We start from the raw sequence: 21,582 nt of genomic DNA on the forward strand, positions 1-21,582 counted from the left end.
GCCCGACCGGAGGGAGCGCGGACCGCCCCTATGCGGCGGAGCTGTCCGCCGTGAAACCGTCCGCCGCGAAACCGTCCGTCATCGAGCGCCGGATGCGCGCCATCGCGCGCCGGGCGTGACTCTTCACTGTGCCCAGCGGAAGCCCGGTCCGCTCGGCGATCTGGACATGGGTGAGATCGTCGTAGAACGCCAGGTGCAGGATGTCCCGCTGGACCGGTGGCAGCTTGCGCAGCTCCTGGGAGACCAGCACCCGGTCGAGCGCCGCCTCGGGCGGCTCGGCCGTCCCTGGCGTGTCGGCGGACCCGCGCGCCGCGTGGGCGGCGGCCAGCTCCGTACGCCGGGAGCGGGCCGCGTGGGCGTCCGCGATCTTGCGGCGGGCGATGCCGACCAGCCAGCCGGGCAGCGGTCCGCGGAGGGCGTGGTACCCGTGGCGGCCCCGCCAGGCGGCGAGGAAGGTCTGCTGGGCGACGTCCTCGGCCTCCCGGGCGTCGCCCAGGGACCGTGCGGCCAGCGAGTACACCAGCGTGCCCCAGCGGCGGTACACGAGAGCGAAACTCTCCTCGTCGCCGCGCACGAACCCCGCCGCCAGCCGTTCCGACTCGGCCCGGTCCGAAGCCCGGTCCAAGGCCCGGTCCGAGGCGCGGTCCGAAGCCCTGTCCGAAGTGCCACCCGAAGCCTGATCCGCGGTCCGGCCCGTGGCCCGGTCCGCGTTTCGGTCCGCGGTGTGGCCCGCAGTCCGGTCCGGGCCGTGACCCGCCGAGCGGCCGACGGGCATCGCGACCGACGAGTAGGTCACGGGCATCGGGGCCACCACCGCCACCGGGCCGGCCGGGCTCAGGAGCGCCGTCATGTCTCTCCGTCCTCTCCGCTGGTCCGCCGCGGGCCGGCTGCCGCCCGTGCGGTCGCCAGGCGCGTCGGTCGGGTGGACGGGGCGCCTTCGCGGCGGGCCCGTCATCCGTGATCACCAGCCAACCGGGCCGTGAAGCTCCGGGCAACACGCATCGTTTCTGCGTCGTATGGTGGCTCTATGGACGACGTCGTCTCCACGCTCACCCAGCAACCCGCCGTCGGGGGCCTTACCACCGGGGCGGTGGCCCGGTTGCTGGGGGTGGCGCCGACGACCCTGCGCTCGTGGGACCGCCGATACGGCATCGGCCCGGCCTCCCGGGAGGGCGGCAGGCACCGGCGGTGGACGTCGGACGACATTCGGCTGTTGGAGTGCATGTGCGGCCTCACGAGCGCGGGAATGCCCCCGGCCGAGGCCGCCCGCGCCGCCCTGGCGACCACCTCCCGGCCCGCCGTCGGTCCGGGTGAGCGGCCGGGAGGGGACGGGAAGCGGGCCTCCCGCGCCCCGGGGGCGCTACCGGTCGGCCGGGCCCGCCGCGAATGCCGGGGGCTGGCCAGGGCGGCCGTCCGGCTGGACGCGCAGGCGATGGACGAGCTGCTGACGGCGGCCATCGAGCGGTACGGGCTCCTCACGGCCTGGGAGTCGGTGATCATGCCGACGCTGCACGCCGTCGGACGCAAGTGGGAGACCGCGGGCGAGCGGTACATCGAGGTCGAACACCTGTTGTCCTGGCATGTCTCCAGCACGCTGCGCAGGGCCGCCGCGCAGCGGTCGCCCCGCCCCGGCGCCGGGGTCTCCCTCCTGGCCTGCACCCCGGCGGAGAGCCATACGCTCGCCCTGGAGGCGCTCGCCGCCGCACTGGCCCAACAGGGTCTGCCCGTCAGGATGTTCGGCGCCGCCCTGCCCGTCGAGGCGATGGAAGAGGCCGTACGGCGTACGGGCCCCTCGGCCGTCGTGCTCTGGGCCCAGTCCCGGGCCACCGCGAGCCGGGCGCTGGTGGCGCGGGTGGAGTCCATCGAGTGGGGCGTACGGGGAGCCCGGCGGCGGCCGGTCGTCCTGGCCGCGGGACCGGGGTGGGCCGGGCAGCTGCCACCGGGAGTAGGCCATCCGTCGGGTCTGGCCGAGGCGTTGGAGGCGCTCGCGGTCATCAGCCGCCGGTGAGCCCCCTTACGGCTCCGAGTCGGGCCTCCGGCCCGGGGCGGGTTGGGGGCCGGGCGCGGAAGGTGCGGCGATAGGCGTCCGGCGCGACACCGACCGTCCGGTGGAAGTGGCGGCGCAGGGTGGTGGCGGTGCCCATGCCCGTGGCCGTCGCGATGGCGTCCACGGTGTCATCGGTGGTCTCCAGCAACTCCTGGGCGCGGCGGATCCGTTGGGTGAGCAGCCACTGCAAGGGGGTGGTACCGGTGGCCGACTTGAAGTGACGGCCCAGGTGCCGCGAACTCATCCGTGCCTGCCGCGCCAGATCCTCCACGGTGAGCGGCCGGTCCAGCCGCCGCATCACCCAGGGGAAGAGGCCGTCGAGCGGATGACTGCCCCGCGCGGGCACCGGTGTCGTGACGAACTGCGCCTGCCCGCCGTCCCGGTGGGGCGGGACGACCAGGCGGCGGGCGAGGGTGTTGGCGACCGCCGAGCCGTGGTCGAGCCGGACGAGGTGCAGGCACAGGTCCATCGCGGCGGCCTTCCCCGCGGAGGTGAGCACGCTGCCGTCGTCCACGTAGAGGACGTCCGGGTCGACCGTCACCCCGGGGTGGCGCTCGGCCAGCACCCGGGTGTGCGCCCAGTGCGTGGTCGCCCGCCTGCCGTCCAGCAGCCCGGCCGCCGCCAGCACGAAGGCGCCGGTGCAGAGGGAGGCCACCCGCGCCCCGGCCTCATGGGCCGCGCGGACGGCGTCGACCAGCTCGGCCGGAGGGGCCCGGTCGATGTCGGCCCAGCCGGGGATGATCACGGTGTGGGCGCCCACGAGCCCGTCGAGTCCCCGGTCGGGCTCCAGCCGGAACCGCCCGGCCCGTGCGGCGTCCGGCCCGCAGAGCGAGAGCCGGTACCAGGAGTCGGCCCCGTCGGGGGCGTGGGACCCGAAGACCTCGCAGGCCAGGGCGAGCTCGAAGTGCAGCATGCCGTCGGTGGCGGCGAGCGCGACAGCGGTCATGTCCGAAAGTGTACGGGCCATGGCGTTCCGGACCGTCGCGGTGGACGGCAGGCCCCGGTCAGGATGTCCGTGAGAGCAGGCCGGGGGCGGTGAGAAGCCACGGCCGCGGATCATCCACGGACGACGGCAAGGGGACGGCTCATGGGAACGGACCGGGCGGTGGCGGTCTTCGGCGCCTACGGACACACCGGGCGATTCGTGGTGGCGGAGCTGAGGGCCCGCGGACTCCGCCCCGTCCTCGTCGGCCGCGATCCCGACAAGCTCAAGGCGCTGGCGTACGGAGGGGAGCCGTACGGAACGGGCGCGTCAGGGACCAGGGCGTACGGAACGGCGGAGCGCGCGAGCGGAACGTACGCGACCCCACCCGACATCCGTACCGCGTCCGTCCACGACCCCGCCTCCATCGGACGGGCCCTCGACGGCGCGGCGGCCGTCATCAACTGCGCCGGCCCCTTCGCCACCACGGCGGCCCCCGTGATCGAGGCGGCACTCCGCGCGGGCATCCCCTGTCTGGATGTGGCGGCCGAGATCGAGGCCAACCTCGACACCTTCGCGCACTACGCCGAACGGGCCCGTGAGGCAGGGGCGTTGATCGTCCCGGCGATGGCCTTCTTCGGCGGCCTCGGTGACCTGCTGGCCACCGCCGCGATGGGCGACTGGACGGCGGCCGACGAGGTGCACATCGCCTACGGGCTCAGCAGCTGGCATCCCACCGCCGGGACCCGTACGGCGGGCGCGGTCTCCCTGGAGCGGAGGGGCGCCGGCCGGCGCATCCGCTATACGGGCGGGCGGCTGGAGCACCGCGAGGACGCCCCGCCCACCCTGGAGTGGCGTTTCCCCGAACCGCTCGGCCCCCGCACGGTGATCGGGGAGTTCACGATGGCCGACGTCGTGACCGTACCGAGCCATCTGGTCGTCCCCGAGGTGCGCACCTACATGACGGCCGGGGCGGCCCGCGACCTCGCCGCCCCGGAGACACCGGCACCGGCGGCGGTCGACGGGCGGGGGCGCTCCGACCAGACGTTCCTCGTCGATGTCGTCGTCCGCTCGGGCGGGGCCGAACGGCGGGTCGTCGCCCGGGGGCAGGACATCTACGCCGTCACCGCGCCCCTGGTCGTGGAGGCGGTGGAGCGGGTCCTGACGGGACGCACCCGCGCGGTCGGTGTCGCCTCGGCGGGCGAGATGTTCGACGCCCCCGACTTCCTCCGGGCGCTGTCCCCGCACATCACCGTCGAACAGCTCAGCCCGTAGCCCGGCCGCCGAACAGGGGCTCGTAGGAGTGCCCTTCCGACGTCAGGACGAGCACGAAGTCCCCGCTCATCCCGACCGCCACCTCCCGCAGCCGCTCCAGGGCGTCCGCGGCCGACGGCAGCGTGAGGCCGAGGGACTTCGCCGCACGGTCCCGGCGGGCCACGAGATCCGGTATGTCCGCCAGGTACTCGGCCGCCGACTCCCGGACCTCCTCGGCGGTGGACTCCCGGCAGTCGCGCCACCACGGCGCGACCAGCAGCAGGCGCAGCAGCTCGGGCAGGCCGACGGCGACGAGGGCGGCACCCCCCTCGGAGTCGGCGTAGAGGACCGGACGTTCCTCGCCGTCCTCCCCGCAGAAGAAGTACGTGCCCCCGGAGCCGTCACCGGCGAAGCCCTCCAGTGCGGCACCCGAGGCGAGGTGGACCTCCTCGACGTGGTCGCTCCGGTCCAGCTCGAAGTCGCCGGGCCAGGAGAGAAGACGGGCGGCCTCGTCCTGTGCGCGGACGGCGCCGATCAACGATTCCATGAGCCGCACCCTACGACCCGTCGGCACCGCCCCCGCCGCCCCCACCCGACTCCTTCAAGGGGACCCCTCAGCGCAGGAACTCCGCCAGCCCCGCCAGCAGCCGCTCGACGTCGTCCGTGTCGTTGTACGGCGACAGCCCCACGCGCAGCCCGCCGTCGTCACCGAGGCCGAGGTGGCGGGAGGCCTCCAGGGCGTAGAAGGAACCGGCCGGGGCGTGGACGCCGGAGCGGGCGAGGAAGCGGTACGCGTCCGAGGCGTCCCGGCCTTCGAAGGTGAGCAGCAGCGTGGGCGTGCGCTCGGCGGCCCGGGAGTGCACCGTCACCCCGCCCAGCGAGGCCAGTGCCTTCTCCAGGGTATCCAGCAGGGCGCTCTCGTGGGCGCCGATCGCCGCGTAGGCGGAGCGCAGCCGCTCCCGCCGCCCGGCCTCAGCGGGGGCCGAGCCCAGCTCCGCGATGAAGTCGACGGCGGCCCGGGTGGCTGCCAGCACCTCGTACGGCAGGGTGCCCAGCTCGAAGCGTTCGGGGACGGCGTCCGTGGAGGGCACCAGCTTGTCGGGCCGCAGGGTCTCCAGCAGTTCGGGGCGGGCGGCCAGCACCCCGTGATGGGGGCCGAAGAACTTGTACGGCGAGCAGACGAAGAAGTCGGCACCGAGCCGTTCCACGTCCACGAAGTCATGGGCCGTCAGGTGCACCCCGTCCACATGGAGAAGCGCTCCGGCCCGGTGGACCAGCTCCGCGATGGCAGGGATGCCGGGGCGGGTGCCGATGAGGTTGGAGGCCCCGGTCACCGCCACCAGCCTGGTCCGTTCGGTCAGCAGCGCGCCGACCGCCTCGGCGGGCAGCTCCCCGGTGGCCGGGTCGAACTCCGCCCACCGCACCACGGCCCCGGCCCGCCCGGCCGCCTGCACCCAGGGCCGGATGTTGGCGTCATGGTCGAGCCGGCTCACCACCACCTCGTCACCCGGCGCCCAACTCTGCGACAGCACACGGGAGATGTCGTACGTGAGCTGGGTGGAGCTGCGTCCGAAGACGATCCCGCCCGGCTGCGCGCCCAGCAGATCCGCCAGCGCCTGCCGGAAGTCACCGACGATGGTCTCCGCGTGGACCTCCCCGGGCAGGGTGGTGCCCCGGATCGACAGCGGTCGGGTCAGCGCCTCCGTGAAGGCCGCGATGACGGGGGCCGGGGTCTGCGTGCCGCCGGGTCCGTCGAAGTGTGCCGTGCCGGCCCGGAGGGCGGGGAACTGCGCGCGCACTGTGCTGACGTCGTACGTCAAGGAGACTCCCTCGCTCAAGGCGCCCGGGCCGGGTCACGGTCGCGGCGCCGACAGTTGCCTCACCGCGGTTCCGTCCTGGGGGCGGGTGCGCGGTCCGGCGCCGATCATCGCAGGGTGGGCGCACCCGGGAAAGGGCTCCACGCGCTGGTGTATGCGCGGGCGCACCGCCCCCGGCCCGCAGGGTGCTGCCGCCGCCGACCGCGCACGGCATCGCCCGATCACGCTCCTTCGCGTACGGGCGGGATTCCCGGCGCATTTGCGTGCGCCGGTCCCGTGAAACCGGGATGATCCTATGAGGGAATTCCTCATATAAATTTACTCACCAATGCTCTGTAAGGGATTTCCCGCATTCCGCTTCGAGTGCCGGTGGTGCGCCCGGTAATTCGACGTCGAGTCCGTGGTTAAAGGCCCCGGAATCGGAAATGAATCATCTGGGCCGATGGAGCTGGGGGGATCGGTTCACGCCAAGGCCCGATTCCTTCGGAGCCGGGTGTCCGCAGCGTCCGGTGCCCGGGCCTCCGCTCACGCCCCGGGGTGTCCACCACCCCCCTAGGCGCCCTTGAACTGCACCGATGCGATGCGAGCGGGTGCTCTTTCCCAGATCACATCACCTGTGGGGGGTCACGGATGGACGAGTGCGGACGGTCCGCCGATGGCGAGATCGATTCGGTCGGCCGTGCCGGCAGAGCAAATTCCGGAAACGGCCGGAATGGCGAGAACGGAGCGGTCGGCGCGGTGGGAATCGTCGCGGCCCGGGCACTTCGCCTGGTCGCCTACCCGCTGCTCCTGCTGGCTGTTGTCTCGGTAGGGGCGGCCGCCCTGTCTCTGCGCTGGGATCCGGCCATCGTGAGCCCGCTTTTCCTCGTCGGTACCCTGATATATCTGGCCATTCTCGAGCAGCTGATTCCCTATGAGCGGAGCTGGCACCCGGGAAAGGACGAGTGGCGCTGGTACGGCGTCTACTTTCTGCTCACCATGGCCGGAAGCGGCCTGGCGCAACTTCTGGTCACGGCGGCGGTGGGGTGGATAGCGGCCCACGAGCGCGGACACCACCTCTGGGCCGAGATCCCCGGCGCCCTGCTGGCCGGATCGCTCGTCAGCTATCTGGTGCACCGGCTCGGCCACACCAGCGCCCTCCTGTGGCGGCTGCACGGGGTCCACCACGTCCCCCGGAAGGTCAACGTCGCCAACAACGGCGTCAACCACGTGCTGGACATCGTGCTCGCCCAGAGCCTCGTCCAGCTGACCCTGGCCCTGGCCGGATTCTCCCGCTCGGCCGTGCTGGTGACCGGCCTCTTCGTCGTGGCCCAGGGGTACTTCGTGCACGCCAACATCGACGTCCGCATCGGCCGGTTCAACCACCTGCTGGCCAGCCCCGAGCAGCACCGCCTGCACCACAGCACCGACCTGTCCGAAGCCGGCCACTACGGCTCCGACCTCTCGTGCTGGGACCACCTCTTCGGCAGCTTCACCTGGCACCCCGGCCGCGAACCGGCCGCCGTCGGCCTCCACGACCCGGCCTCCTTCCCCGCCACCGGGGAGATCGTCGCCAGCACCCTGCACCCGTGGCGGCGCCGCCCGCCACCGGACGACCGGGCCGGACCGGACGACCACCCCCGAAGCCCCACCACGACGTGAGGAGTCAGACATGGCCGAAGCGATCGAGACGAACACCGGCACGTCACGTCAGAAGGTGGCGATCGTCGGGATGGGCTGCCGCTTCCCCGGCGGGGCCTCGGACCACCGGACGTTCTGGCGGAACCTGATGGCGGGCAAGGACTGCATCACGCCCACCCCGCCCGACCGGTACGACGTCACCGCACTCGGCAGCCGGTTCCGCGACAAACCCGGCCGCCTCGTCGGCGGCCGCGGGGGATACATCGACGGCTTCGACACGTTCGACCCCGCCTTCTTCGGCATCAGCCCCCGCGAGGCCGACCACATGGATCCCCAGCAGCGAAAGCTGCTGGAGGTGGCCTGGGAGACCCTGGAGGACGGCGGCCAGCGCCCGGCCGACCTGGCCGGTGAGAACGTCGCCGTCTACGTCGGCGCGTTCACCCTGGACTACAAGATCCTCCAGTTCGCGGACCTGGGCTTCACCACACTGGCCGCGCACACCGCGACCGGCACCATGATGACGATGGTGTCGAACCGCATCTCCTACTGCTTCGACTTCCGCGGCCCCAGCCTCTCCGTCGACACCGCGTGCAGCTCCTCCCTGGTCGCCGTCCACCTCGCCTGCCAGGCCCTGGCCGGAGGCGAGACCGACCTCGCGCTGGCCGGCGGCACCCTGCTGAACCTGGCCCCCCAGTACACGATCGCGGAGACGAAGGGCGGCTTCCTCTCGGCCGAGGGCCGCTCCCGTACGTTCGACGCGGGCGCCGACGGCTACGTACGGGCCGAGGGCGTCGGCCTGGTGGCGCTGAAGCGGCTGGAGGACGCCGTCCGGGACGGGGACCGCATCCACGCCGTGATCCTCGGCAGCGGGGTCAACCAGGACGGCCACACCAACGGCATCACCGTGCCCAACCCCGACGCGCAGGTCTCCCTCATCCGTCGCGTCTGCGCCGAGGCCGGTATCCAGCCCGGCGAACTCCAGTACATGGAGGCCCACGGCACCTCCACCCCGGTCGGGGACCCGATCGAGGCCGCGGCCCTGGCCCGCGCCCTGGCCGTCGGACGCCGGCCGGGCGCCCGCGCGTACGTCGGCTCCGTGAAGACCAACATCGGCCACACCGAGTCCGCTGCCGGGATCGCCGGGCTCATCAAGACCGTCCTGAGCCTCAAGCACCGCCACATCCCGCCCCACATCAACCTGGAGCACCTCAACCCCGCCATCGACCAGGCCTCCCTGCCGTACGAGATCCCCACCCGGCCCACCCCCTGGCCCGAGCACGACGGGCCCGCCCGGGCGGGCGTCAACTCGTTCGGGTTCGGCGGGACCAACGCCCATGTCGTCCTGGAGGAAGCCCCGCAGCCCGTACGGGAGACCGCCCCGCCCGCCGGACGGGCCTGGAGCATCCTGCCGCTCAGCGCCCGCCACCCCGACGCCCTCCCGGAACTGGCCGCCGGGATCGGCGCCGAGCTGGCCGGGGAGAACGGGCCGCCCGTGGCGCTGCCCGACCTCGGCCACACCCTGGCCCACCGCCGCCAGCACCTCCCGCACCGGCTCTCCGTCGTCCACACCTCCCGCGCCTCCCTCGACGAGGCTCTCGCCGCCCACGCGCGCGGCGAGAGCCACCCCCGGATCGTCCAGGACCGCGCACGGGACGCCGAAGCCCGCCGCCTGGCCTGGGTCTTCACCGGGATGGGCCCCCAGTGGTGGGGGATGGGCCGCCAACTCCTGCGCGAGGAGCCCGTCTTCAGGGAAGCGGTCACCGCCTGCGACCGCGCGCTCCGGGAGTTCGCCGACTGGTCCCTGATCGAGGAGCTGACCGCCGACGAGCCCGCCTCCCGCATGGCCGAGACCTGGCTCGCGCAGCCCGCCAACTTCGCCCTGCAGGTCGGTCTCGCGGCCCTGTGGAAGGCGTACGGCGTCCGCCCGGACGCCGTCGTCGGACACAGCACCGGCGAGATCGCCGCGTTCTACGAGGCGGGCGTCTACTCCCTCCGTGACGCCGCCCGGATCGCCGTGCACCGCAGCCGCCTCCAGCAGACCCTGGCCGGGACCGGCACCATGCTCGCGGTGGCGCTCACGGAGGACGAGGCGGAGCGGCGGGTGCGCCCCCACCGGGACCGGGTCTCGATCGCCGCCGTCAACAGCCCGACCTCCCTCACCCTGGCCGGGGACGCGGACGCCCTCGCCCTCCTGGCCGAGGAACTGCGGGCCGAGCAGCTGTTCGCCAAGTTCCTCACCGTGGAAGTCCCCTACCACAGCGTCGGGATGGAGCGGATCAAGGACGAACTGCTCACCTCCCTCGCACCCTTGGCCCCCCGCCCCGCGCGGCTCCCGCTCTACCTCACCGGAGCCGAAGGCCTGGCCCGGGGCGATGAGCTGGACGCCGCCTACTGGTGGCGGAACGTCCGCGAACGGGTGCGGTTCCGGGCCGCCGTCGACCGGCTCGCCGCCGACGGCCACCACGTCTTCCTGGAGATCGGCCCGCACCCCGTCCTCGGCCATGCCGTCCGCGAGTGCCTGGAGACCGCCGGGGCGTCCGGGGTGACGCTGCCCTCGATCCGCCGCCAGGAGGACGAGAGCGAGCGGTTCGCGCTCTCCCTCGCCTCGCTCCACAACCTGGGCGCCGACATCGACTGGGACGTCCTCCACCCCGCCGGGCGGCCCGTCACCCTGCCCCCGCACCCCTTCCGCCGCGACCGGCACTGGACCGAACCCCCGGCCGTGGCACAGGTCCGCCTCGGCCACATCGACCACCCGCTCCTCGGCCGCCGCACCGACCGCACCCAACCGGCCTGGCAGGCCCGACTGGACACCGAGTCCCTGCCCTACCTGGCCGACCACCGCATCCAGGACACCGTGGTGTTCCCCGCGGCCGGTTACGTCGAGATGGCGACCCAGGCCGTGCTGCGGCTCACCGGCGGGACCTCCGCCGTCCTCGCCGACATCGACCTGCGCAAGGCCCTCTTCCTCCCGGACGGCGAGGACCGGACCGTGGAGGTGGCGCTCTCCCTGGAGGACGCGGCCTTCACCATCGCCTCGCCCGCCGCCGGGGACGACGGCGAGCGGACCGTCCACGCGGGCGGGATCGTCCGCACCGGCCGGCGCCGCAGGACCGGCCCCCCGCTCGACGCCGACGCGATCCGCGCCCGTACGGTACGCCACCTCGAAGGCCCCGAGTGCTACACCGCCCTCGCCGGGCTCGGCTACCACTACGGACCCGCCTTCCGGGCCATCGAGGAGGTGTGGACCGGCCCCGGCGAGGTCCTCGCCCGGATCCGCCCGCCCGCGACGGTCGACGCCGCCGGCCACCACCTCCACCCGGTCCTCCTCGACGCCTGCTTCCAGGCGCTGCTGACCCCGCAGCTCCTCCAGGAACCGGCACCCGGCGCGGGCATCAGACTGCCGCTCTCGCTGGCCGAGGTCGCCCTCGAACCGATCGGGGACCAGCCGCTCTGGGTGCACGCCACCCTGCGCCCCGCCGACGCCGACACCACCCTCGGAGACCTCGCCCTGTACGGGGACGACGGCACGCCGCTCGGCCGGATCGAGGGGTTCCGGGCCGCCGACGTGGAGAAGGCGGCCACCGCCGTCGCCCGCACCACCATCGACTCCTGGCTCGCGGAGACCGTCTGGACGGAGTGCCCGCCGCTCGGGGAGGAGGAACCGCTCGCGCCCGGAGTCATAGCGGCCCGCACCCACGACTGGCTCCTGCTGGCCGACACCCAGGGCGTCGCGGACGCCTTCGCCGCCCTCGCCGAGGCCCGGGGCGAACGCTGCCACCTGGTGCGCCGGGGCGAGGCGTACGCCGGAGCGGGACCGGACGGCCCGTACACGGTCGACCCCGGCTCCTGTGACGACTTCGAGCGCCTCTTCGCGGAGCTGGACCGGGACGGCGAACCCTTCCGGGGCACCGTTCTGCACCTGTGGAACCTGGACCGCCCCGCCCTCGCCGACTGCGACCGGCAGGCCGTACGGGACCACACGGGCCCCGGCTCGTACTCCCTGGTCGCCCTGGCCCGCACCCTGCTCGCCCGGGGCGGCGGCGGCCGGCTGCACATCGCCACCCGGGGCGCCCAGCCCGTCCTGCCCGAGGAACCCGTCGAACCCCTGGGGGCACCCGCCTGGGGCGTCGGCCGCGTCCTGCGCCACCAGGAGCTGACCGACCACCCCGGCAAACTGATCGACCTCGACCCCGAGCGCAGGCCGGGACCGGAGGGGGCCAGGGCCGAGGCCGAGGCCCTCCTGCGCGAGGCCCTGGCCGACGACGAGGAGGAGATCGCCCTGCGCGCGGGCGTACGCCGCACCAGCCGCCTCCGCCCCGCCGAAGGCCTCACCCGGCCCCTCCCGCCCCGGCTGCGGGCCGACGGCAGCTATCTGGTGACCGGAGCCTTCGGGGCGCTCGGCCGGCTGCTCTGCCGCACCCTGGTCCGGCGCGGGGCGCGCAGGATCGTCCTGATCGGGCGTACGCCGGTGCCCGCCCGGGAGAAGTGGGGCTCCACCGACCCCGCCACCGCCGAGGGCCGCGCGGTGGCCCTCCTCCGCGAGCTGGAGACGCTCGGCGCCCAGGCCGTCCTGGCCCCGCTCGACATCACCGACGAGGACGCCCTCACCGGCTGGCTGGACGGCTACCGGCGCGCCGGACACCCGCCCGTACGCGGGGTCTTCCACCTCGCCGGACAGGTCCGCGACACCCTCGTCACCGACCTGGACCGGCCCGCCTTCGACGCCGTCCACGATCCCAAGACCGTCGGCGCCCACCTCCTCCACCGCCACCTGCGGGACGAACCGCTCGACCACTTCGTCCTCTTCGCCTCGGTCGCCTCCCTGCTGACCACCGCCGGACAGACCAACTACGCGGCGGGCAACGCCTTCCTCGACGCCCTCGCCCACCACCGCCGGGCCCGGGGACTGCCCGCGCTCAGCCTGGACTGGGGCCCCTGGGCCACCGGGATGATCGAGGAACTCGGCCTGGTCGACCACTACCTGCACAGCCGCGGCATGAGCTCCCTGGCCCCCGACGCCGGAATGGCCGTCCTGGAACGCGTCCTCGGCCAGGACCACGCCCAGCTGGTCATCGCCACCGTCGTCGACTGGCCCACCTTCCTGGCCTGGTACCCCGCCCCGCCCCCGCTCGTCACCGCCCTCGCCGCGGCCGCCGCCCCGCCTCCGGACACCGACCGGGGCAGCGGCTTCCTCGACACCTTCCGCACCGCCGGCGAGGAGGGGCGCCGCGCCCTGGTGGCCGAACGCTTCGCCGCGCTCTCCGCCGCCGTCCTGCGCACCGGCCCGGACCGCATCGACCCGGCCGAGGGCCTCGGCCAACTGGGCCTGGACTCGCTGCTCGCCATGGAGCTACGGGCCCGTATCCACGCCGAACTCGGCGTCGCCCTGCCCGTGGTCGCCCTCCTCAGCGGAACCCCGGCGGGCGAACTGGCCGCACAGCTCCACGACGGCCTGCTGGAGCTGGCCACGGCCGAGGACACCGACGCCACCGACCGGGCCGTAACCCGCCACGACGACCCGGCCCGCTACCCGCTCACCCAGAACCAGAAGGCGCTCTGGTTCCTCAAGCACCTCAACCCCGACGGCTACGCCTACAACATCGGCGGGGCCGTCGAGGTGAACGTCGCCCTCGAACCGGACCTGATGTTCGAGGCCGTACGCCGTCTCATCGCCCGCCACCCCGCCCTGCGCACCAACTTCGTGCTGGCGGACGGGCAGGCCGTGCAGCAGGTCTCCGAGGACGTGGTGCCCGACCTCGCCCTCCACGACGTCCAGGGCGAGGAGTGGGAGACCGTCCACGCCACCATCGTCGCCGAGTACCGCAAGCCCTACGACCTCGCCCGCGACCCGCTGGTCCGCTTCCGGCTCTTCAAGCGCGGCCACGACCGCTGGGTCATCATGAAGGCCGTCCACCACATCGTCTCGGACGCCATCTCCACCTTCACCTTCATCGAGGAGCTCTTCCAGATCTACGAGGCCCTGCGGCAGGGACAGGAGCCCCAACTGCCGCCGGTCGAGGCCCGCTACCTGGACTTCCTCAACCAGCAGAACGCCTTCCTCGCCGGCCGCGAGGCCGCCGGAATGCTCGACTACTGGCGCTCCCACCTCCCCGCCGAGGTCCCGCTCCTGGACCTTCCCACCGACAAGCCCCGCCCGGCCGTCCAGACCCACAACGGATCCTCCGAGTTCTTCGCGCTCGACCCCGAACTCAGCGCCCGTGTCCACGCCTTGGCCCGCGCCCACCACGTCACCCCGTTCATGGTGCTGCTCAGCGCCTACTACCTGCTGCTCCACCGCTACTCGGGCCAGGACCACATCGTCGTCGGCTCCCCGGTGACCGGCCGCACCCGCCAGGACTTCGCCTCCGTCTACGGCTACTTCGTCAACCCGCTCCCGCTCCACGCCGACCTCACCGGAGACCCGAGCGTGGCGGACCTCCTGCAGCAGGTCCGCCGGACCGTCCTCGGCGGACTGGACAACCAGGAGTACCCGTTCGTCCTGCTCGTCGACGAACTGGGGCTCCAGCACGACCCCAGCCGCTCGGCCGTCTTCCAGGCGATGTTCATCCTCCTCACCCACAAGGTCGCCACCGAGCAGTACGGCTACCGGCTGGAGTACATCGAACTCCCCGAAGAGGAAGGGCAGTTCGACATCACCCTCTCGGCCTACGAGGACGACTCGGACCACCGCTTCCACTGTGTCCTCAAGTACAACACCGACCTCTTCCTCCCGCAGACCATGCGCCGCATGGCCGCCCACTACACCCGCCTGCTCGACGACATGACCCGGGTGCCCGGCGAACATCCCGCATCCCGGCTGGAGATGCTCGACGACGGCGAGCGCGAACAGCTGGTGGGGGAGTGGAGCCGCCCCGCGCTGCCGTCGGAGACCGCGGACGCCCCCTTCACCCCGGTCCACGCGCTGATCGGCGAGGCCGCCGCCGCCCACCCCGCCTCCGTCGCCGTGACCATGCCGCTCCCGGGCGGCGGAGCACGCCGGCTCACCTACGCGGAGCTGGAGCGGCGGGCCGCCGACACGGCCGCCCGGCTGCGCACGCTGGGCGTCGGGGACGGCTCGGTGGTCGTCGTCCGCCTCGACAAGTCACCCGAGCTGATCGTCACCCTGCTCGCCGTGCTGAAGGCCGGCGGCGCCTATCTGCCGCTCCGCCCCGACCAGCCCGCCGACCGGATCGCCCACCTCGTCCGGGCCACCGGAGCCACCGTCGTCATCGTCTCCGGCGAACCCGCGCGCGAGGAGACGGCGGCGCTCCCGGCGGTCACCCTCACCCTCGACGACCTGCACGCCACCGAGCCGCACCCCGACGGGCCCCCGCCGGACCCGGCCCCGGACTCGACCGCGTACGTCATCACCACCTCCGGCTCCACCGGCCGCCCCAAAGCCGTCCGCGTCAGCCACCGCAACCTCGCCTCCGCCTACGAGGCCTGGCGCCAGGAGTACCGCCTGGAGACGGACGTCCGGACGCACCTCCAGATGGCCGAACCCTCCTTCGACGTGTTCACCGGCGACCTGGTCCGCGCGCTCTGCTCCGGCGGCAGCCTCGTCCTGGCCGACCGGGACCTGCTCTTCGACACCCCGCGGCTCTACCGGACGATGCGTCAGGAGCGGGTCGACTGCGCCGAGTTCGTCCCGGCCGTCGTGCGCGGACTGATGGACCACTGTGAACGCGAGGGGCTGCGGCTGGACTTCCTGCGGCTGCTGGTGGTCGGCTCGGACGCCTGGAAGGTGGCGGAGTACCGGCGGCTGAGCGAGCTGTGCGGCCCGGCGACCCGGCTCGTCAACTCCTACGGCCTCACCGAGGCCACCATCGACAGCGCCTGCTTCGAAGGCCCCGTCGACGACCTGGAACCCGGCCTCATGGTCCCGATCGGCCGCCCCCTCCCCAACAGCACCCTGCACATCCTGGACGCCCACGGCGAACCCGTCCCGCCCGGCGTCCCCGGCGAACTCTGGATCGGCGGCGACGGCGTCGCCCTCGGATACGCCGGGGAGCCCGAGCAGACGGCCGACCGCTTCATCACCCGTACGCTGGGCAAACGGCCCGACGCCCGGCCCGAACGGCTCTACCGGACCGGCGACATCGCCCGCTGGGACGCCCACGGCCGCGTCCACCTGCTCGGCCGCACCGACGGCCAGGTCAAACTGCGCGGCCACCGCATCGAGATCGGCGAGATCGAGGCCCACCTCGCCCAGTGGCCCCCGCTCGCCCGCGCCGTCGTCACCGTCACCACGGACACCGGGGGAGAGGCCGCGCTCTGCGCCTACTGCGTACCGGCCCCCGGCGCCGGGCTCGACCGCCGGGCCCTGCGCCGCCATCTTGCCGGGGCGCTCCCCTCGTACATGATCCCGGCGTACTTCGTCGAGCTGCCCGCCCTGCCGCTCACCGCCAACGGCAAGGTCGACACCGCCGCACTGCCCGCCCCCCGGGCCGAGACCGGCGAGCGGAGCCACGAGGAGCCGGTGACGCTCTACGAGATCGGCGTGGCCCGGCACTGGAGGACCCTCCTCGGCCTCGAACAGGTGGGACTGGAGGACGACTTCTTCGAGATCGGCGGCTCCTCCATCAAGCTCGTCGAACTGCTCCACCTGCTGCGCACCGAGTTCGGCGTCAGCGTCCCCGTCAGCCGCCTCTACCAGGTCACCACCCTCCACGGCATGGCCGCCACCGTCCAGGAGGTCCTGCACAGCACCAGCACCGACGAACTGCCCTCCCTCACCTTCAACGCCGGCCAGTCACCGCCCCTCTTCTGCTTCCCGCCCGCGGGCGGCCACGGACTCGTCTACCGGGGGCTGGCCGCCCAGCTCCCCGAGTACGCCGTGATCGGCTTCAACTACCTCCCGGGAGACGACAAGGTGGCCCGCTACGCCGACCTCGTCGAGACCGCCCGCCCCGAAGGCCCCTGCCTGCTCCTCGGCTACTCCCTCGGCGGCAACCTGGCCTTCGAGACCGCCAAGGAACTGGAACGGCGCGGACGCCGGGTGGGCCACGTCGTCATCCTCGACTCCCGCCGCATCATGGAGCGCTACGAACCCGGGGACGAAGGCATCCGCCACTTCGAGGCCGAACTCGCCGACCACCTCCGCAAGCACACCGGATCGGAGGCCGTCGCCCGGGAGACCCTCGCGCACGCCGCCGAATACCTCACCTTCTGCGGCCGCACCCCCAACACCGGAACGGTCGACGCACCGGTCAGCGTGATCACCGACCAGGAGAAGGCCGCCCTCTACGCGGCCGGACAGCACGGCACCTGGCACGGCAGCTCCACCGCCACCACCGTCGTCCTGCGCGGCTCAGGACTCCACGCCGACATGCTCGACCCCAAACACCTCCCCCGCAACGCCGCCCTGATCCGCACCGTGCTGACGGGAGAAGCGGCCCATGGCAACTGACACCACCACCATCCCGAAGGACACCGACGACGACTGGAGCAGCCGCGAGCGCACCCCCGGCACCCCGCCCCGCGTCATCGTCGTCGGCGCGGGCGTGGCCGGCCTCTCCACCGGCTGCTACGCCCGGATGAGCGGCGCCCGGACCCGCATCTTCGAGAAGCACGTGCTGCCCGGCGGCTGCTGCACCGCCTGGTCGAGGGACGGCTACCTCTTCGACTACTGCATCGAATGGCTCATCGGGACCGCGCCCGGCAACGACGCCCACCGGGTCTGGCGCGAACTGGGCGCGCTCGACGGCAAGACCGTCACCAACTTCGAACTGTTCAACAAGGTCGAGGACGAGAACGGCCGCTCGGTCACCTTCTACAACGACCCCGACCGGCTGGAGGCCCACCTGCTGGCCCTGTCACCCGCCGACGCCCCGCTGATCCGGTCCTTCACCCGCGACCTGCGGCGGTTCATCGACATCGAGCTGTACCCGTTCCTCACCGCCCCCGCCCTGCGGACCGTACGGGAGCGGGCCGCGACCCTGCGCACGGTGCTGCCGGCCTTCCGGCTCTTCTGGCGCACGGCCGCCACCCCGATGCACGTCTTCGCCGACAGGTTCCAGGACCCGCTGCTGCGCCGGGCCTTCCGCAACATCTTCTTCCAGGACCCCGAAGGCTTCCCGCTGCTGCCGTACCTGTTCAACATGGCGGCGGCCCACCACCTCAACGCCGGTTTCCCCCAGGGCGGTTCGCTCGGGCTCTCGCGCTCGATCGAGAACCGCTACCTGGGCCTGGGCGGAGAGGTCACCTACCGGGCCCGCACGGAGAAGATCCTCGTCGAGAACGACCGTGCGATCGGCATCGAACTCCGCAACGGCAGAAGGTACTTCGCCGAGCACATCGTCTCCGCCTGCGACGGGCGCACCACCGTCCACCACCTGCTCGACGGCCGGTACACCAGCCCCCGGATCGACAAGCTCTACCACGACCTCATCGAGCGCCCCGGCACCCTCTTCCCCGCGGTCGTCTCCGCCTTCGTCGGACTGCGCGGCGACTTCGACCCCGGCGAGGCCCACAGCACCACCCACCTCCTGACCGACGAGGACGGCAGGCGCCTCCCCGGTGCCCTCCAGAACAGCCTGGTCGTCCAGGCCCGCTCCCGCTACTCCGACGGCTTCGCACCCCCGGGCCGCTCCGTCCTGCACTGCACCTACTTCAGCGACTACGCCTACTGGAAGGAGCTGCGCACCCGCAGCCGCCGGGAGTACCGCGGCCGCAAGCACGAGGTGGCCGACTTCGTCCGCACCTTCCTGGAGCACCGCCACCCCGGCATCAACGACCGCATCGACCTCGTCGACATCGCATCGCCCGCCACCACCCACCGCTACACCGGCAACCACAACGGCTCGATCCTCGCCTGGAAGGCCTTCTCGGACGCCGACGACGTCGCCGCCCGCCTGGTCGGCAAGGACCGCATGCGGCTCCCCGGCCTGAGCGGCTTCTCCATGGCCGGACAGTGGGTCGGCATGGGCGGCCTGATCCGCGCCGCCTCCACCGGCCGCTTCGCCGTCCAGTACCTCTGCCGCGAACTGGGCCTGGAGTTCCGGGCCTGGGAGAGCGGGGGCGCCGAACCCTGGCACCCCGGGATGCTGGGCGAACTGCCCCAGCTCGACCGCTGGTCGGCACGGGAGGACACCGGTTCATGACCCACAGGACCACCGGCTCCCCCCGGGAGCCCAGGGAATCGATGATCATCATCGGGGGCGGGCTCGGCGGCCTCTCCACCGGCTGCTACGCCCGGATGAACGGCTACCGCACCCGCATCCTGGAGATGCACGAACTGCCCGGCGGCTGCTGCACGGCCTGGGAGCGCGGCGGCTTCACCCTGGACGCCTGCGTCAGCTGGCTCCTCGGCAGCGGCCCCGGCAACGAGATGCACCAGATCTGGCTGGAGCTGGGCGCCCTCCAGGGCAAGGAGATCCGCCACTTCGACGTGTTCAACATCGTGCGCGGACAGGACGGGCGGGCCGTCCACTTCTACTCCGACCCGGACCGCCTGGAAGCCCACCTCATCGCGCTCTCGCCCGCCGACGCCCGTACCGTACGCAGGTTCTGCAACCAACTGCGCAGCTTCCGCAAGGCCCTCGCCGTCTACCCGTTCCTCAAACCCGTCGGACTGATGGGCCGGCTGGAGCGGTGGCGGATGCTCGCCTCGTTCGTCCCGTACGTCAACGCCGTACGCACCACGATCACGGTCCTGATGACCGAGTACTCCGCGAAGTTCCAGGACCCGCTGCTGCGGGAGGCGTTCAACTTCATCCTGTACGAGAAGCACCCCAACTTCCCCGTCCTGCCCTTCCACTTCCAGCTCGCCTCGCACGCCAACCTCTCCGCGGGTGTGCCCGAGGGAGGTTCGCTCGGCCTCGCCCGGTCGATCGAGGCCCGCTACCGGCGCCTCGGCGGGGAGATCTCGTACAACACCAAGGTCGAGACGGTGATCGTGGAGGACGACCGCGCGGTCGGCGTCCGGCTCAGCGACGGCAGCGAACTGCGCGCCGACATCGTGGTGTCGGCCTGCGACGGCTACACCACGACCATGAAGTTCCTCAAGGGCGCCTATCTGGGGGAGGAGTACCGCAAGCTCTACACGGAGACCATCCATGAACCCGGCATGGTCTTCCCCGGCTACTTCACCCTCTTCCTCGGTCTCTCCCGCCCCTTTCCCGAGGGCGACCCCTGCACGACGTACCTGCTCGACGAGGCCACGGCGGCGCAGCTCACCGGCATCCGCCACGCCAGCATCAACGTCCAGTTCCGCAGCAGCCACTACCCCGAACTCTCCCCGGACGGCACCACCGTCGTCTACGCCACCTACTTCTGCGACATCGCCCCCTGGCGGGCCCTGGACGAGGGCCCCGAGCAGGTCACCCGCACCCGGGGCGGCCAGGAACTGCACACCCTGCCGGTACGCCACGGCCGCGGCTACTACGCGGCCAAACGGAGGGCGCGCGAGACGCTCGTGGAGTTCCTGGAGGAGCGCTTCCCGGGCATCCGCGACGCCATCGTCGTACGGGACGTCTCCAGCCCCCTCACCCAGGTGCGCTACACCGGCAACTACGACGGCACGGTGCTGGGCTGGCAACCCTTCGTGGAGAGCGGCGAGAAGCTCGAAGAGCTGATCAAGAAGCACGGTCCCGGACTGCCCGGCCTCGCCAACTTCTACCAGTCCGGCGTCTGGGCCACCACCGGCGGCCTGATCCGGGCCGCCGCCGCCGGACGCCACGTCATGCAGTTCATCTGCCGCGACGACGGAAGACCCTTCACCGCGTCGCTGGACCGGACGGCACCCCCGCCCACCCACCGCGTCATCCCCGTACCGACCGGCCGCGGCACCGCCGCCGCGACCACGACAGGGAAGGGCACATGAAGATCGAGAAATGGGTCGTCCGCGAGCACGTCGAAGGCGTGCCGGACGTCGACCGCGTCTACGAGAAGGTCGTCGAGAACGTCGACGTGACCCTGGCCCCCGACGAGATGCTGCTCCGCACGCTGTACGTCTCCGTCGACCCCTACCTCCAGGGCATCGCCCTCGACACCCCCATCGGTTCGCACATGGGCGCCGACTCGATCATGGAGGTGGTGGCGGCCGGACCGCGCGCCGCCCACGGCGTCGGCGACCTCGTCCAGGGCTTCGGCGGATGGCGCTCCCACGTCGTCTCCACGGGCGCGGCCGAACCCTGGCAGACCGGCACCTTCCCGATGGTCTTCCCGGCCTACCGCAGGCTCGACCCCGGCTGGTACGACGACGCCCTGCCGCTGACGACCGCGCTGAGCGTGATGGGCGGACCCGGCATGACGGCCTGGGGCACCCTCGCCAAGTACATGACGGTGAGGCCCGGGGACACCTTCGTCATCAGCGGGGCCTCCGGCGCGGTCGGCGCCCTCGTCGGCCAACTCGCCGCCCTGGCGGGCGCCCGGGTCGTCGGGACCACCTCCTCACCGCAGAAGGCGGAGTACCTCCTCGGCCTCGGCTTCGACACGGTCGTGGTCTACCGCCACACGGACGGTGCCGGCACCGTCCGCGAGGCGCTGACCCGGGCGGCCCCCGACGGCGTCGACCGCTACTTCGACAACCTCGGCGGAACCGTCACCGACGTGGTCTTCTCCATGCTCAACGTCGGCAGCCAGGTCGCGGTCTGCTGGCAGTGGGCGACCCAGGTCGGCAACGAGGGGACGGGCCCGCGCCTGCTCCCCTACCTGATGTTCCCGCGCGCCACGGTCCGGGGGATCTTCTCGCTGGAGTGGTTCACCGAACAGAACTGGAAGGACCTCCACACCGACCTCGGCAGCCGGGTCCGCCGGGGCGAGGTCGTCTGCGACCACACCCTCCACCACGGCTTCGACGCCATCCCCGCCGCCTACCGGAGTCTCTACGGCGACCGGGCGGAGAGCCGGGGCAAGGTGCTGGTCGCCCTGTGACCACCACCGCCACCACCCCCCTCGACCGCCCCCTCCGGCCCGGG

Annotated in this window: 11 protein-coding genes; 7 read left to right on the forward strand and 4 right to left on the reverse strand. The window is 72.7% G+C overall.

The features are described 5' to 3' along the window. Nucleotides 1–28: 28 nt before the first annotated feature. Nucleotides 29–625 carry an RNA polymerase sigma factor gene (locus ACQ9ZG_RS30675; RefSeq protein WP_499281442.1) on the reverse strand — a complete coding sequence of 199 codons (597 nt, stop codon included), beginning with the start codon at nucleotides 623–625 and terminating at the stop codon, nucleotides 29–31. Between the two features lie 402 nt (nucleotides 626–1,027). Here ACQ9ZG_RS30675 and ACQ9ZG_RS30680 point away from each other — a divergent pair, with 402 nt between their 5' ends. Continuing rightward, on the forward strand, nucleotides 1,028–2,008 hold the full coding sequence (locus ACQ9ZG_RS30680) for a MerR family transcriptional regulator (RefSeq protein WP_499281443.1): 981 nt from the start codon (nucleotides 1,028–1,030) through the stop codon (nucleotides 2,006–2,008). Here the strand turns inward: ACQ9ZG_RS30680 and ACQ9ZG_RS30685 are convergent. Further along, nucleotides 1,995–2,993 (reverse strand): helix-turn-helix domain-containing protein, encoded by a 999-nt coding sequence (locus tag ACQ9ZG_RS30685; protein WP_499281444.1) that lies wholly within the window; start codon nucleotides 2,991–2,993, stop codon nucleotides 1,995–1,997. The two genes, ACQ9ZG_RS30680 and ACQ9ZG_RS30685, sit on opposite strands and share 14 nt — an antisense overlap. Before the next feature lie 141 nt (nucleotides 2,994–3,134). Here ACQ9ZG_RS30685 and ACQ9ZG_RS30690 point away from each other — a divergent pair, with 141 nt between their 5' ends. Further along, nucleotides 3,135–4,244, forward strand: a complete 1,110-nt coding sequence (locus tag ACQ9ZG_RS30690) for a saccharopine dehydrogenase family protein (protein WP_109915067.1) — start codon at nucleotides 3,135–3,137, stop codon at nucleotides 4,242–4,244. On the opposite strand, the gene ACQ9ZG_RS30695 is transcribed toward ACQ9ZG_RS30690, so the two are convergent. Both ACQ9ZG_RS30695 and ACQ9ZG_RS30700 read right to left on the reverse strand, forming a co-directional pair. Continuing rightward, nucleotides 4,234–4,770 (reverse strand): hypothetical protein, encoded by a 537-nt coding sequence (locus tag ACQ9ZG_RS30695; protein ID WP_109915066.1) that lies wholly within the window; start codon nucleotides 4,768–4,770, stop codon nucleotides 4,234–4,236. The genes ACQ9ZG_RS30690 and ACQ9ZG_RS30695 overlap by 11 nt on opposite strands. A gap of 67 nt (nucleotides 4,771–4,837) precedes the next feature. Continuing rightward, nucleotides 4,838–6,043 carry a cysteine desulfurase-like protein gene (locus tag ACQ9ZG_RS30700; RefSeq protein WP_109915065.1) on the reverse strand — a complete coding sequence of 402 codons (1,206 nt, stop codon included), beginning with the start codon at nucleotides 6,041–6,043 and terminating at the stop codon, nucleotides 4,838–4,840. A 627-nt stretch (nucleotides 6,044–6,670) separates the two neighbouring features. Here ACQ9ZG_RS30700 and ACQ9ZG_RS30705 point away from each other — a divergent pair. Genes ACQ9ZG_RS30705 through ACQ9ZG_RS30725 form a run of 5 tightly spaced genes read left to right on the forward strand, consistent with a single transcriptional unit; the run spans nucleotide 6,671 to nucleotide 21,538 of the window. Then, nucleotides 6,671–7,681 carry a sterol desaturase family protein gene (locus ACQ9ZG_RS30705; protein ID WP_109915064.1) on the forward strand — a complete coding sequence of 337 codons (1,011 nt, stop codon included), beginning with the start codon at nucleotides 6,671–6,673 and terminating at the stop codon, nucleotides 7,679–7,681. A 10-nt stretch (nucleotides 7,682–7,691) separates the two neighbouring features. After that, the gene (locus ACQ9ZG_RS30710; protein WP_109915063.1) at nucleotides 7,692–17,072 is read left to right on the forward strand and encodes a non-ribosomal peptide synthetase/type I polyketide synthase; all 9,381 of its coding nucleotides are present in this window, start codon (nucleotides 7,692–7,694) and stop codon (nucleotides 17,070–17,072) included. Next, nucleotides 17,062–18,765, forward strand: coding sequence for a phytoene desaturase family protein (locus tag ACQ9ZG_RS30715; RefSeq protein ID WP_109915062.1), 1,704 nt, complete (start codon nucleotides 17,062–17,064; stop codon nucleotides 18,763–18,765). Before ACQ9ZG_RS30710 ends, ACQ9ZG_RS30715 begins: the two co-directional genes overlap by 11 nt. Next, a complete protein-coding gene (locus tag ACQ9ZG_RS30720) occupies nucleotides 18,762–20,486 on the forward strand; it encodes a phytoene desaturase family protein (RefSeq protein WP_109915061.1) in 1,725 nt (574 codons plus the stop codon). The genes ACQ9ZG_RS30715 and ACQ9ZG_RS30720 overlap by 4 nt, the downstream gene beginning before the upstream one ends. Then, complete coding sequence (locus ACQ9ZG_RS30725) at nucleotides 20,483–21,538, forward strand: MDR family NADP-dependent oxidoreductase (protein ID WP_109915060.1); 1,056 nt, start codon at nucleotides 20,483–20,485, stop codon at nucleotides 21,536–21,538. Before ACQ9ZG_RS30720 ends, ACQ9ZG_RS30725 begins: the two co-directional genes overlap by 4 nt. Nucleotides 21,539–21,582: the final 44 nt, after the last annotated feature.

It is taken from the genome of Streptomyces araujoniae, assembly GCF_050871195.1.
Classification (GTDB): Bacteria; Actinomycetota; Actinomycetes; order Streptomycetales; family Streptomycetaceae; genus Streptomyces; species Streptomyces bacillaris.

What these genes read in the sequence shown, in the direction of transcription:
- ACQ9ZG_RS30680 (WP_499281443.1), top strand. Translation starts at nt 1,028, where the DNA reads ATGGACGACGTCGTCTCCACGCTCACCCAGCAACCCGCCGTCGGGGGC.
- ACQ9ZG_RS30685 (WP_499281444.1), bottom strand. Translation starts at nt 2,993, where the DNA reads ATGACCGCTGTCGCGCTCGCCGCCACCGACGGCATGCTGCACTTCGAG.
- ACQ9ZG_RS30690 (WP_109915067.1), top strand. Translation starts at nt 3,135, where the DNA reads ATGGGAACGGACCGGGCGGTGGCGGTCTTCGGCGCCTACGGACACACC.
- ACQ9ZG_RS30695 (WP_109915066.1), bottom strand. Translation starts at nt 4,770, where the DNA reads ATGGAATCGTTGATCGGCGCCGTCCGCGCACAGGACGAGGCCGCCCGT.
- ACQ9ZG_RS30705 (WP_109915064.1), top strand. Translation starts at nt 6,671, where the DNA reads ATGGACGAGTGCGGACGGTCCGCCGATGGCGAGATCGATTCGGTCGGC.
- ACQ9ZG_RS30710 (WP_109915063.1), top strand. Translation starts at nt 7,692, where the DNA reads ATGGCCGAAGCGATCGAGACGAACACCGGCACGTCACGTCAGAAGGTG.
- ACQ9ZG_RS30715 (WP_109915062.1), top strand. Translation starts at nt 17,062, where the DNA reads ATGGCAACTGACACCACCACCATCCCGAAGGACACCGACGACGACTGG.
- ACQ9ZG_RS30720 (WP_109915061.1), top strand. Translation starts at nt 18,762, where the DNA reads ATGACCCACAGGACCACCGGCTCCCCCCGGGAGCCCAGGGAATCGATG.
- ACQ9ZG_RS30725 (WP_109915060.1), top strand. Translation starts at nt 20,483, where the DNA reads ATGAAGATCGAGAAATGGGTCGTCCGCGAGCACGTCGAAGGCGTGCCG.